Raw genomic sequence first — 13,762 nt, 5'->3', positions numbered from 1 at the left:
CACTATGACAAAACCCCACTCAGGTATGGAAGCATTTCCGGTATTTTTGGTCGATGATCACAAACTTTTCAGAGAAGGCCTTAGCCTGTTGTTAGGCAACCTGCCATACATCAGCAAGGTTTACGAAGCTTCTGGCGGAGGTGATTTTTTAGCTATGCTACCACAGGTACAACCCGGATTGGTATTTATGGACATCAATATGCCCGGAATTGACGGAATAGAAACAACGATAAAAGCCATTGAACTCAATCCGGATCTGAGAATTATTGCACTTTCAATGTATGCCGAAGAAGATTATTACACCCGCATGATCAATGCCGGAGCAAAAGGGTTTATTCTGAAAAATTCAGGCATTCAGGATGTGGAAGATTGCATAAGGAATGTTATCTCTGGTCACAATTACTTTTCACCTGAAATCCTCGACAGTATATTAAAAAATATTAGCCGGAAACCTAAGCCAGTTAAAGCCGGAGAATTATCAGAACGCGAACTCGAAGTTCTTTATCGCATTTGCCAGGGATTATCCAATCAGGAAATTGCAGACATATTGCGCATCAGCAAACGCACCGTTGACAAACACCGCGAAAACCTTCTACTAAAAACTGATTCAAAAAATACTGCCGGCCTGGTAATGTTTGCCATCAGAAACGGCATTGTAGAAGTTTAATCCACGCTAAGTATTAAAACGTATTCATGCGCCTAAAGACGTAAGCCAGACTTACGTTTAAAAGCTGTTTTTCAGCACCATCAATGGTTATAGTTTTGTTCTGAAAAAATCACCATTGATGAAACACTTTTCCGTAAATCTGATTTCAATTGTGCTGTTCACTGTTTTGTTTGTGCAACATGGTAATGCTCAATTCAGTATCGATGCTCAATTACGCAATCGCTTTGAATTACGCGATGGCTATCAGAAACTGGCTGCGGCAGGCTCATCCCCTACTGCCTTGATTTCTCAGAGAACCAGGCTTTCATTTAGCTTTGAGAATAATTATCTGAAAATAAAACTAACCCCCCAGGATGTGAGGTTATGGGGCGACCAAACTACGCTCAACTCAACTGGCGTTGGCGATAACCCATCGCTCGATCTGCTTGAAGCTTATGCAGAATTAAAAATCGGAAATGCAGGCTGGATTTCGGCTGGCCGTCAGCAGCTGGTATACGATAGCCGGCGACTATTGGGCGACCGCAACTGGAACCAAAATGGAATAGCCTATGACGCACTGGTAATGAAATTAAACCTCAACCATTGGAATTTGCATACCGGAATCGTTTGGAATACAATGGCAGAATCGCTGTCAGAAAATCTGTACCCCTCGTCCAGAATCAAAAATCTCAATTTTTTCTGGCTCAACAAAAAAATAAACGACAGGCTAAACCTGTCTCTTTTACATATTTCATCTGGTATAACCAAAACCGACACCACCTCTTCTCTTCATTTCCGGCATACTACCGGGTTTTACGCTGAGTATAAAACCAAACAACTCAACGTATGGGCTAATGCCTATTATCAGTATGGCCGCAGCCAGAAAGGCAATCATGTAAGTGCATATCTGATAGACGCGGATGCCAGTTACAAAACAGGAGAATTTACGACTGGAATTGGGTTAGGCTATCTCTCGGGAAATAACCAAACAATTACAACCGACAAAACCGACAAACTTTTCGATCCGCTTTATGGCAACCGACACCGTTTTTTTGGCTTCATTGATTATTTCAGAACTTTTACCACTCATACAAAACAAGGCGGGTTGGCTGATTATTACCTGTGGCTCGATTACAAATTTTCAAAGAAAACAAGCATAAGAAATACGCTTCACAGTTTTGCACTTGCTCAAACCAACCCGGCAACACCAAATGACAAAGGACTCGGCGTTGAAAATGATCTGATTCTCAAATACAAATTCAATGAATGGGGCGATCTTGAAAGCGGTTATTGTTTCTTTTTACCGACTCAAACGCTGAAAACAATTCAGAATGTGCCGGATAACAAATTTTCTCAGTTTTTTTACTTGCAACTAACCATAACCCCGAATATTTTCAAGCAAAACAAACCTAACTGACCCATAAAACCAATGATATGAAAAAAGCATTTTTCATCGGCTTCGTAACAGCAGCTATCATGTTTTCATCCTGTGCTTCACAGAAAAAAAAGGACAGTACCATCAGTCTTTCAGGCGCTTTTGCCTTATATCCGCTGGCTGTAAAATGGACTGAAGAATATCAGAAAATTCATCCTGAAATCAGGTTTAACGTATCGGGAGGCGGCGCCGGCAAAGGCATGGCTGATGCTTTGGCTGGAACAGTTGATTTGGGAATGTTCTCAAGAGAAATATCACAGGAAGAAATCAACCAGGGTGTATGGTGGGTTGGCCTAACGATTGATGCAGTTGTGCCAACCATTAATGTTCAGAATCCTTTTTTGAACGACATCAAACAAAAAGGATTATCAAAAGAAGATTTTAAATCCATTTTTATTGATGGAAATGTAAAAAGCTGGGGTCAGTTATTGCAAAAAGATCAGGATGAAAAAATTGTCATTTACACCCGTTCGGATGCTTGCGGTGCTGCTGAAACCTGGGCTAAATACCTTGGCGGAAAGCAGGAAGACTTACTTGGGATAGGCATTTACGGCGACCCTGGCCTTGCCGATGCTGTAGCCCAGGATAAACTGGGGGTCGGCTTTAACAACACCATTTTTGCCTACGACATCAATACCGGGAAAAAACGTCCGGGTATGGAAATCATCCCCATTGACATCAATGGCAACGGAAAAATAGATCCAGAAGAAGATTTTTATGAAACTTTTGATGGTGTACTTAAAGCAATTGCTGATGGAGTTTACCCATCGCCACCAGCGCGCGAACTGTATTTTGTTTCAAAGGGGAAGCCTCAGAAACAAGCAACCCTCGACTTTATACAATGGGTGCTCACCGATGGACAAAAATTTGTAAAAGAGGCTGGTTATGTGCCCATTGACCAGGAGAAAATCAACAACTACCTGAACAAAATAAAGTAACACATGCAAATCAGAAGGCTGCTTTTTGATAAAATTACCGGTATATGGATGATTACATCCATGATAACCATACTATTGCTTCCCCTGATAATTGGCACCGGACTTTATTTGAAAGCAGCTCCTTTGTTTGACCAGCATAGTTTTATTCATCTGGTATTTTCATCGCAATGGGCTCCTTCAAAAGGAGCATTCGGATTCTGGCCATTTATTGCTGGCTCGCTTTATGTAACTGTATTATCATTCCTCTTTACAGCGCCAGTGTGTTTGCTGGCAGCTATTTACCTCACACAATTCTCATCCAAACAACTGATAAAAGTGATGCATCCGGTAATTGATGTACTAGCCGGGCTTCCTTCAGTTATATATGGAGTTTGGGGAATTTTAATCATTGTTCCTCTGGTAAGCGATTATATTTCTCCGTTGTTCAACACGACTTCATCAGGCTATTCAATCCTTTCCGGAGGCATTGTTCTGGCGGTTATGTGTATTCCTTACACTTTAAATATGCTGATTGAAGTTTTTAACACTGTCCCGTCCGGATTAAAAGAAGCAGCCCTGTCAATGGGCGCAACCCAATGGGAATCAGTGAAACATGTAGTCATCAGGGGAAACTACCCGGGCATTATTTCAGCTTACGGGCTGGGAATAGCCAAAGCATTTGGCGAGACTATCGCAGTGATGATGGTTGTGGGCAATCTGGTTAAGGTATCCATTAATCCATTAGATGCTGCCTATCCTCTTCCGGCATTAATTGCCAATAACTACGGAGAAATGCTCTCTATTCCCATGTACGATGCCGCCTTGATGTTTGCAGCATTTTTGCTGCTGGTAATTATCCTGGCGTTTAACCTTATTTTCAGATATCTGATACATAAAACCAAAAGGCAATGAGGCATATTAAAATCATAGAAGAAAGATTTTTTGTTTTTCTTTCAGCGTTTATGACTTACTCGCTTATAGTCGTTCTGGCTTTTATTATCCTCGTTATTTTTGTGAAAGGCTTTCATGCCCTTAACTTCGACATGATATTGAAAACGCCCAAGGGAGGTTATTACTACGGTGGTGAAGGCGGAGTTCTGAATGCAATCATGGGTTCACTTTACATCGCTGTTGGAGCTACTCTGATTGCTGTTTCCATTGGTTTGCCTGCTGCGCTTTACCTCAATGTACAACTCATCAGGCACAAGCGCACACAAAACACCATCCGCTACTTTCTTGACGCCTTGTGGGGCATACCTTCCATTGTTTACGGAGCTTTTGGATTCGCACTCATGCTGTTCTTTGGCATGAATGCTTCGTTGCTGGCTGGCATTATCACAGTTGCACTTTTAATCTCACCAATTATGGTCCGCACCTTTGATGAAGTATTATGCACAATTCCCAAAGGACTGCACGAAGCATCGCTGGCACTGGGCTCAACACGCACCGAAACAGCATTCAATGTCATATTCAAACAAGGCTTTTCGGGTTTCATTACAGCTATCCTGCTCTCGTTTGGAAGAGGCATTGGCGATGCAGCCTCGGTCCTCTTTACTGCCGGATACACTGATAATGTGCCGGTTACCCTCGATGAACCAGCAGCAACCTTACCCCTGGCTATTTTTTTTCAGTTAGGCTCCCCCATTCCGGAAGTAAGAGAAAGGGCCTTTGCCTCAGCTGTAATCTTAACAGCTATCATATTAATAATCAGCCTTGGAGCACGTTTCCTTTCAAAACGATATTCAAGAACCAATTTAAAATAATGAACATGCCCGAACCAGAAACTGAAACCCTTATCAGGGAAATAGCAACAAACATAAACCCTGCTGTAAATACCTGTCCGATTCTGAAGATTCAGCATCTGAATGTTCATGCCAGAAATCATCACATTCTTAAAAATGTTAACATAGAGATACCTCGTAATAAAATCACTGTCCTGCTCGGGCCTTCAGGTTGTGGTAAAACCACGCTTCTCAAGTGCATGAACAAGTTAACCGACCTTTATAAAGAGTTAATTGTTACAGGCAATATCTATATTGAAAAAGATAACATCCTGAATACCACAACCCATACACCAGCTATCAGACAGAAAATGGGTTTACTTTCGCAACGCCCTTATCCTTTACCAGTTTCTATTTATAAAAATGTGGCTTACGGCCTTAAATTGAAAGGGATTCGTGACAAAAAACTGATTGAATTCAGTGTTGAGAAACACCTGCGCGAAGTAGGCCTTTGGGAAGAAGTGAAGCACAGGCTGAATGCACCGGCCACAAGCCTTTCCATCGGTCAGCAGCAAAGGCTGTGTCTGGCGCGGGGATTAGCTGTAAAACCCAGTATAATACTAGCAGACGAGCCAACTTCTGCACTCGATCCTATTTCAAGTAAAATCATCGAAAACCTATTCAAAGAGCTCAAAAAACATTACACCATAGTTTTGGTTACCCACGTACTGCGGCAGGCTATACGCCTGGCCGACCATGTTATTTTTATGTATGACGGCGAAATTATTGAGCAGGGAAGTCCTGACGAACTTTTCAACAATCCTCAAACAGATAAACTCAGGGCCTATCTGGTTGATGGGAATTAATATCATCATCAGTAGCAAAAGGCCTGATAAAAGCAAAAAACAACACATGTCTTAAGCAATCGTGTTCAATTATCCGCCTTTTTCAATATCATTTGCGGGCTTCATCACAACCCCCAGGTTTTTCTTACCATCAATCATAATCTCTATGGGATTTTGAAACCTAATATGCCTGATCAGCTCATCTTCATATACGACCGGCTGTTTTGCAAGAAAATCAAGGTCATAGAAGCCATCATCAATAAACGGATTGATGGTAAAATAGCCCACCCTGAAAGAGGTAAGGTTCTGAAAGAAATGTGTACCCTGGCTGGGATCAATCCGATAATGCTCAAGACCAGATTCGATGATAACACGGGCGGCTGAAATCTGAGGCCATTTAACCGGTATTCCTAACCAAGGATCACTGCTTCCCCACCGGCCGGGGCCGACAAGAACATAATTCTTATTTTCTGCTAGAAATTTTTCATTCAATTCACCAACCCTGATGGCTGTTTCGAGATTTGAAGCAGGATTAAAAGATTCAGGTTTTACATACACAAAATCATAAATATCACGAACAATACCATTACCCAGGGCAGAATGGGCATAAATAATAGTATCTTTTTCCTTTACATCTTCCAAATGAGCCTCAATTGCCTCACGATTATCCACAATAGGCCTGATTTGCAATACATTAAAAATGGCAGGCAGTCCTTTGGGCTGATTCAAGTCAACAGCAAACTCAATTTCAACGGGTTTGCTCATCTCTCGCTGTCCGGTTTCCAATAAAGTAGCAAGAATGTCAGACAGAGGAAACACATTGTGAGACAAGATATTAGAGAAGGTAATAATCCGTTTGCCTTCGCCCATCATTCCTTCTCTGAGCATATGGCTTTCATAGTCAAAAGTAGATGCAGCATGCTTAAGCGAGCCATCTTTTTCAGCTTCTGAAATATTCATTTTCAGCAAATTACATGCATCATCAACTGCAGGGGTAAAGCTGCCAGGCCTTAAATCGAGCGCATAAAAATGCTTTTGGGTTTCACGCAATGCCAGTTCAGGCGTTGACAATTGCAACACCTTGCGTGGATATTTAGGTGAAAAGCGCAGTGTAAGTCCTCCATCAACAATATATTTGCCCAGCCCAAGAGCGATATTGGCAATTCCATCTTCGGGTTTTTCAGGCAAAATGGGATAAAAATTAATAGAACGGGCCACTCCTGAAAGCGTTGGATAAAATTTTTCGCCATAAGGAGTTCCGGTAACTTCCTGAAGCACAATAGCCATTTTCTCCTCATCAATCACATTGGAAGTGGCCTTCATGTATGCTTTGGAATCTTTAAAAAATGCCGAAGCATAAACACTTTTAATGGCATTGCTCAGATTTTCGATAGTCAGGCGCTCATCATTTACAAAATTCGGCACCATGTAGGTTGAATAAATCCCCGCAAATGGCTGGTAATATGAATCTTCGAGCAGGCTGGATGAGCGTACAGCTATCGGTTTTTTTACCACGCTGATAAAAGTATACAAATCTTCATGCAGTCTGAACGGCAAGCGGGCTGCCACAAAACTATCCAGAATTTCTTCATCGCTTACACCCGATAAAGCCAGCTTATAAAGGCTGTTTTCCTCCATAAACTCATCAAAAATATCGGCGCCAAGCACTACCGTACGCGGAATTGTTACAATTACATCGGGCCAATGATTCAAAAGCCTGTTACGCTTTATCATGGAATCGAGAAAGGCCAGTCCACGGGCTTTTCCGCCAATAGATCCCTGACCTACCCTGGTAAAACTCAGGTATTCGTCGAAACTTTCGCGGTTAAATTCAGCAATAATACCTCTGGCTTTATTGAGCCTGAAAGTGGCGATGGCATCAAAAATGAATCTGCGGATTTCGTCCAAATCCTGAAAATCGCCGGGTCGCAAATCGCGAAACAGCTCTGCTAACGGAAACAATGCCCTGGCATACAACCACTTTGATATATGATTCCTGTAAACATGATAAGCCAGTGAGTCGTCAGGAATTTCAAAAATACGCTGCTGAAGAGCCTTCAGGTCGGCTGCCCGTGCCACTTCCAGCCTGGTTTCAGGATCAATAAAAACAAAATCGCCAAACGCAAAATATTGTATAATAAAGTTGCGCAGTTCAAGAGAGAGCGATTGGGAGTGCTTGTGAATAAAACCAACACGCCTTTCGCGCGCCAATGCCTGATTCGAAATATCTGACGACTGCATCAGTAAAGGAATAAACGCATCCTCCTTTTTAATCTTTTCAATCAGGCGAATTCCGGCCATTTTATCTTCTTTCCCATTACGCGGATATGAAGTATCGGTTATAATCCCGATGAGGTTATTTTTATACTTTTCGTAATAGCCAACAGCCTGTTCATAATTGTTAGCCAGCAAAATTTTAGGCCGACCGCGCATACGCAACATCATTTGATGCTCGTTGATACCTTCGGTCATAAAGGCCTTCGACTGTTTAAAGATAATCTTGTAAATATTGGGTAAATAGCTGGAATAAAACCTGATAGAATCTTCCACAAGTAAAATCGCCTGAACACCAACTTCTTTCATATCATGCTCGGCATTCATTTTATCCTCAATCAGTTTAATGATGGCCAACAAGATATCGGCATTTCCTAACCAGCAAAAAACATAATCGATGGCTGACAAATCGGCCTTGGCAATTGTCATAGTTACTTCGCGCGAGAAGGAAGTAAGCACCACAATCGGAATTGAGGGATAAAGTTCCTTAAGCCTTCGTGCTGAATCGAAACTGTCACTTTTACCCATGCTAAGCATGGTTATTATCAAATCTATATGTTGATTTTCAATGGCAACCAAAGCATCTTTTTCTGACGACACCTGAATAAACTGGGGTGGATACCGCAAACTGAGCGACACATATTCATTAAATATTTGTTCATCAATGCGGCCATCGCCTTCCAGAACAAAACTATCGTAATTGCTGGCAATCAGCAATACATTATAGATTCGCTTTTTCATCAGGCTGGTAAAAGCCGTATCATCAAAATGAAATTTTTTCGAAAGGAGTGCGTAGGGAGAATTTATCATGACATATTAGTTGTAAGCACAAAAATAGAATATTCCTGTAATTTTGCATGGTTAGGTTTAATGAAACATCGCAAAACCAAGGTAGTTTGCACTCAATCAAACTTAATTTCAAATACCGAAAATTAGCCCAAGACTTATGGCTATTTTTGATGCACTTCAGACACCCAATTGTTTATGGAATATCAGAAAATTATTGAGCGGATAAATAAAGAAGTGGCGCCATTGTTGTCACATGGCAGAGTTGCTTCATATATTCCGGCGCTTGGCAGGGTTTCTCCCCGGAAGTTTGGGATGGCAGTTATCACCACTCAAGGCGACATATTTACTGTAGGCGATGCCCGGGAAAATTTTAGCATTCAAAGTATTTCAAAGGTATTTACCCTTGCAATGGCTATGGATTTACTGGGCGATGAATTGTGGAAAAGAGTTGGCAGGGAAGCATCAGGCAATCCGTTTAATTCGCTGGTACAACTTGAATATGAGAACGGACTCCCCAGAAACCCCTTTATCAATGCAGGTGCATTGGTAATTACCGACTGTATCATCCGAAACGGCCATTGCGCATTAGACGATCTGTTGGATTTTGTCAGAAATTGTTCGGGCAATTCAACTATAAATTACGACAATGAAGTAGCTTTTTCAGAAAAAGAAACCGGGCACAGGAATGCCGCCCTGGCCAATTTTTTAAAAAGCTATGGCAACATTCATCACCAGGTTGACGAAGTGCTTGACGTATACTTCCATCAGTGTGCATTAAGTATGAATTGCGTGGATCTGGCCCGTTCATTTCTTTTTCTGGCCAATGGCGGAAAAGATCCCGAAAGTGGTCGGACCATTTGCGACTCAAGACAGGCAAAACGTATAAACGCATTGATGCAAACTTGTGGATTATACGACGAATGCGGTGAGTTTGCCTACCGTGTTGGACTTCCCGGAAAAAGCGGCGTAGGCGGTGGAATTGTAGCCATTATGCCGGGCGAATTAACGCTTGCTGTTTGGTCACCGGGCCTAAATCATGCAGGAAATTCACTTGCCGGAATGATGGCTCTTGAATTGTTTACAACCTATACTGCCAGGTCTATTTTTTAGTCGTACGCCTGAAATTACAAACTTAATGATCGCTCGTACTCACATGATGATTGGAATTCCAGCGCAAATCCATCCATTTCTTCTGTTGTGCAGCAGATTGAAGCGTCCACGCAACCATCCGGCTTGACTTATTTCCCTGCCCCATAGGGATGGTTTTAATTTCAACCGCACCAATTTTACCCAAAGCGCCATAAACACCTTTAAGGTTGGATTGCTTTGATACCAATGTTGAGAACCACAAACAAGACTCGGCAAACTGCCTGCTTTGCTTAATCATATCACCTATAAACCTGCTTTCACCTCCTTCGCAAAGCAACTCGTGATGCCTGCCTCCAAAATTAAGCAAAGCCTCCCCCGATTTTGTCAGCTTCAGATTGGTAACTTTTCGAATACTTCCGGCTTGCGCTTCTGCCATTGAGGCATGAAAAGGCGGATTACACACCGTTAAATCCACCAATTCATCTTTTTGAATAATCCTGAAGAATTTTTCTCTGCTATCTGGCTGTAACCTGATGGAAATATTTTCAGAAAGGCCGGGATTCATATCAACAATCTTTTGTGCAGACTCAATGGCAACTGCATCAATATCAGAGCCAATAAAAGACCAGCCATATTCCTGATGCCCGATAAGCGGATAAACACAATTTGCGCCAACACCAATATCGAAACAAACAAAATGGCTACCCGAAGGCAATTTACCATAATTTTTACTTCGCAAAAACCCGGCAATATGATGAATATAATCGGCCCGGCCCGGAATAGGCGGGCAAAGATATCCTTCGGGAATATCCCAGTAATTTATACCATAATAGTATTTTAAAAGTGCTTTATTCAGTGCTTTTACAGCTTCAGGGTTTGAAAAATCAACGGATTCATCGTTATAAACATTCATGGTTACAAAAGAAGCCAGCTCTGGTAAGGCTTCGGTCAATACCTTAAAATCGTATCGCGCACGGTGTTTGTTTAGCGGATGGAGTCTGTCTTTTACAACAGGATGAACCTTTTTGGGGGCTGACATAGTAAATGGGTTGAGGAGATTTGTTCCGATAATAAACCTGACGAAAAATGTTACCGGAAAACAAATTTGATTGGCTGCAAAGATAAGGGACTTATCATGTAAATAGCCTGACAGTAAAAAGAGATATCAATATTGTTATAATTCTCAGTGCATTAAACCAACATTCAGTTCAAAACAAATCAAATAATTTAACAATACCATGAATTGCACTCAATCAATTATAGCGACAAATATGGTCAAACAGCTAAATGTGGGGCATTTCAATTCCTCTCAGATTCCGATAAAGTTTTAAAGCGTATAAATCGGTCATACCGGAAACAAAATCGATAATATGCATCACTTTCACATAAGGCGTGGCAGATTCTTCAAATCTATATTGTGATGAAAGCAGATTCAAGGTTTTGATGTGTCGCTTAGTGCGTTTGGTTTTCTCTATCAGGGCAGATTCCACAAAATCCTCAATCAGTCCCGACATAATGTGAAAACCGGCAAGTTCAATACGCACTACCGACTCATGATTGTAAATCCGACTGACAGAATTTGCACTTATTTCGCTCAGTATTTCAGAAATATCAGTCAAAGAATCAATCAATGATTGGTTAAACTGCCCCTGAATAATTTTATCCTGATGCTGCAGGAATGAATCAGCACATTTACGGGTAAGACAATTGATTGATTTTGCCCTGAGGTAGGCAACTGCTTCATTTTTATCATTTTTCAGGGCCTTCAGATTATCCTTGGTTTTATCAATCAGCTCTTTTTCAGAATTCTCAATAATTGCGAGCAAAGGTTTTTCCACCTCATCATAAGATAATATTTTCAGGCGATGTGCATCCTCATAATCAATCACATTATAGCAAATATCATCAGCAGCCTCCACCAAAAAAACAAAAGGATGCCTTTTAAATGTCAAAAGCGAGCCGTCATGTTCAGGAATCATATTTAACTTTTGAGCAATGTCCAAAAAAACCGGCCTGTCAATATCAAAAAAGCCATATTTTTTACGATGAATAGGCCCCTTTTTAACAGATGCCAACGATTCGCAAGGATATTTAAGCATAGCTCCCAGGGTGCTGTATGTTAACCGGAACCCACCCGGGAGCCGGCCAAAAGGTTGTTTGGTGAGCACGCGCAAAGCGTTGGCATTGCCTTCAAAGTTGGTCAAATCGCTCCATTCGGCATCATTAAACAGATTTCGGAAGTCCAAATCGGCTGTTTTGTCAGAAACCCTGTCGCGGAAATATTTAGAGATGGCGTCTTCTCCTGAATGGCCAAAAGCCGGATTTCCCATATCATGCGACAAACAGGATGCTGCAATCACATGCTTCAGATCATTCCGGTAAAAATCTCCGGCTTCTTTATGATACTGAATTTCTGCACATTGATCAACCAGCCCCTGCCCTACAATCGCCCCTAATGACCGGCCAACACTGGCCACTTCGAGCGAATGAGTCAGCCTGTTATGCACAAAAACCTCTTCAGGCAAAGGAAATACCTGTGTTTTATTTTGAAGACGGCGAAACGGGCTTGAAAATATTATACGGTCCCAATCAATCTCAAACTCAGAGCGAATACCTTTATCGGTGCTGTTTTTACCATACCTGTCGTCCGAAAAGCAATTTATCCAGTTCATCATGCTGCTAAAATCTGCGTTAGTTTTGATTGGCTAACGACGCACGAAAATAAGCATTCAGGATGATTTCTGTCAGATTGAATCGGGATTAATAAAACGAAAATAAAAGAGGTTAAGTAAATATATCAAAGTACCCGTTCCAATCATCTCATCATCTCTCATGGCATTTATCATGCAGATTTACCATAACAGATTCAATATAAGGCAATACGCAACAGCAAATCAAAATAAAACCAGCTTGCAAGCAGGTCATTCATTCGATAAATAGTTTTCCAAGATGCTAAGATACATCTCTTTAAATTGGAGCCCGGGGTTCATATATTTTAACTCATTGGGTTTATCCTTAACCAATCTGGAAATGTTTAATAAATAAACGTGGGTCTAACATTTAAGCACCACCCAGACACGAAAATAATAAGAAGGCAATCCCTCCCTTTAAAATATGGAAAGGATGTACTTAATCACGCTTTTTTACTTTCGAGGTTTAATTTCTCCAATTAGATAAACGCCGGGTTTGTTCTCAGCCCTGGGATTATTCAACGTTCACCCATAGCATAAATTATACAACCATACATTAATGATGGGTTTCAAAAGAACGAGCATTTCTGGAGGCTACGCCTAAAACTAAATTCGACCTTTACAATAACCCGTCAAAATGTAAAAGATACACCCACCTTTGGAGCCAAACTGGTATTATCACCATTGATGCGAAGCTGCATACCTGCCTCAAATCCAAACCTCCTGATTTGGAATGACACTCCCCCGCCAATATTCCCTTCAATCGATTTACGAAAACTGTGCTGAAATTCGCCGGTATTCTGATATTTATAATCTTCCCAAATGCTGCTTAATCCGGCCTGCACAAAAGGTTTAGCCATACCAGACATGAAATAATGTCTGTAATTTAGCCCTAATCTGTACTTTCTGTAGAATGTATCGTATGAATCAATACCTGCATTCATAAACAGAAGATTGTTGTCGGCTATAAAATAGCCATAGCGAAGGCCTATGGTTCCATAAACTCTGCCATATGCATAGTGAACCCCAAGATGTTCAAGACCAATCTGACTGCTCCCTTTGCTAAATTGCTGACAGGATTGGTTTTTTTTCGATGATTGCGCTGAATCAATCTGTGCGCTAAGGTTGCTTGCCGTGACCAACAACAGCACAGCTGCTAAAAGTGAGTAATTTTTTTCCATTTGTTAAATTTTGAGATTATCAGATTAAAATTAGTCTAACCACTAACCCGCAAATGTTAACTAAATGAAAATTAGATTAAATGATGTTAAATCGGATTAAACAAACCGGATAGAAAAAGAAAAAACTGAGCACTAATTAAGGACAGAAATAGAGGCGACCCCTGGAAAATGTAAA

General features: G+C 41.2%; 11 protein-coding genes. 7 read left to right on the top strand and 4 right to left on the bottom strand.

The window, feature by feature from the left end; all coding sequences use genetic code 11:
- Positions 1 to 25: 25 nt before the first annotated feature.
- The 6 genes from H6541_01195 (at position 26) to H6541_01170 (ending at position 5,585) form a co-directional block, all read left to right on the top strand.
- On the top strand, positions 26 to 667 hold the full coding sequence (locus tag H6541_01195; GenBank protein MCB9014379.1) for a response regulator transcription factor: 642 nt from the start codon (positions 26 to 28) through the stop codon (positions 665 to 667).
- Between the two features lie 118 nt (positions 668 to 785).
- On the top strand, positions 786 to 2,063 hold the full coding sequence (locus tag H6541_01190; GenBank protein MCB9014378.1) for an alginate export family protein: 1,278 nt from the start codon (positions 786 to 788) through the stop codon (positions 2,061 to 2,063).
- A gap of 17 nt (positions 2,064 to 2,080) precedes the next feature.
- Entirely contained in the window at positions 2,081 to 3,019 is a 939-nt protein-coding gene (locus tag H6541_01185; protein ID MCB9014377.1) for a substrate-binding domain-containing protein, read from the top strand.
- A gap of 48 nt (positions 3,020 to 3,067) precedes the next feature.
- Positions 3,068 to 3,910, top strand: coding sequence for a phosphate ABC transporter permease subunit PstC (pstC, locus tag H6541_01180; GenBank protein ID MCB9014376.1), 843 nt, complete (start codon positions 3,068 to 3,070; stop codon positions 3,908 to 3,910).
- On the top strand, positions 3,907 to 4,761 hold the full coding sequence (gene pstA / locus H6541_01175; GenBank protein ID MCB9014375.1) for a phosphate ABC transporter permease PstA: 855 nt from the start codon (positions 3,907 to 3,909) through the stop codon (positions 4,759 to 4,761). The genes pstC and pstA overlap by 4 nt, the downstream gene beginning before the upstream one ends.
- 5 nt (positions 4,762 to 4,766) lie before the next feature.
- Complete coding sequence (locus tag H6541_01170; GenBank protein ID MCB9014374.1) at positions 4,767 to 5,585, top strand: phosphate ABC transporter ATP-binding protein; 819 nt, start codon at positions 4,767 to 4,769, stop codon at positions 5,583 to 5,585.
- A 69-nt stretch (positions 5,586 to 5,654) separates the two neighbouring features.
- Here the strand turns inward: H6541_01170 and H6541_01165 are convergent, their stop codons facing one another.
- A complete protein-coding gene (locus H6541_01165; protein MCB9014373.1) occupies positions 5,655 to 8,648 on the bottom strand; it encodes a response regulator in 2,994 nt (997 codons plus the stop codon).
- 174 nt (positions 8,649 to 8,822) lie between these two features.
- On the opposite strand from H6541_01165, the gene H6541_01160 reads away from it, so the two are divergent.
- Positions 8,823 to 9,737, top strand: a complete 915-nt coding sequence (locus tag H6541_01160) for a glutaminase (GenBank protein MCB9014372.1) — start codon at positions 8,823 to 8,825, stop codon at positions 9,735 to 9,737.
- Between the two features lie 22 nt (positions 9,738 to 9,759).
- On the opposite strand, the gene rlmF is transcribed toward H6541_01160, so the two are convergent.
- The 3 genes from rlmF to H6541_01145 form a co-directional block, all read right to left on the bottom strand.
- Entirely contained in the window at positions 9,760 to 10,755 is a 996-nt protein-coding gene (gene rlmF / locus H6541_01155; protein MCB9014371.1) for a 23S rRNA (adenine(1618)-N(6))-methyltransferase RlmF, read from the bottom strand.
- Positions 10,756 to 10,999: 244 nt separating this feature from the next.
- Positions 11,000 to 12,388, bottom strand: a complete 1,389-nt coding sequence (dgt, locus tag H6541_01150) for a dNTP triphosphohydrolase (protein ID MCB9014370.1) — start codon at positions 12,386 to 12,388, stop codon at positions 11,000 to 11,002.
- Positions 12,389 to 13,038: 650 nt separating this feature from the next.
- Positions 13,039 to 13,587, bottom strand: coding sequence for a hypothetical protein (locus tag H6541_01145; GenBank protein MCB9014369.1), 549 nt, complete (start codon positions 13,585 to 13,587; stop codon positions 13,039 to 13,041).
- Between the last annotated feature and the right edge of the window lie 175 nt (positions 13,588 to 13,762).

Source organism: Lentimicrobiaceae bacterium (genome assembly GCA_020636745.1).
Classification (GTDB): domain Bacteria; phylum Bacteroidota; class Bacteroidia; order Bacteroidales; family Lentimicrobiaceae; genus Lentimicrobium.
This window is presented reverse-complemented; position numbering and strand designations above follow the sequence as displayed.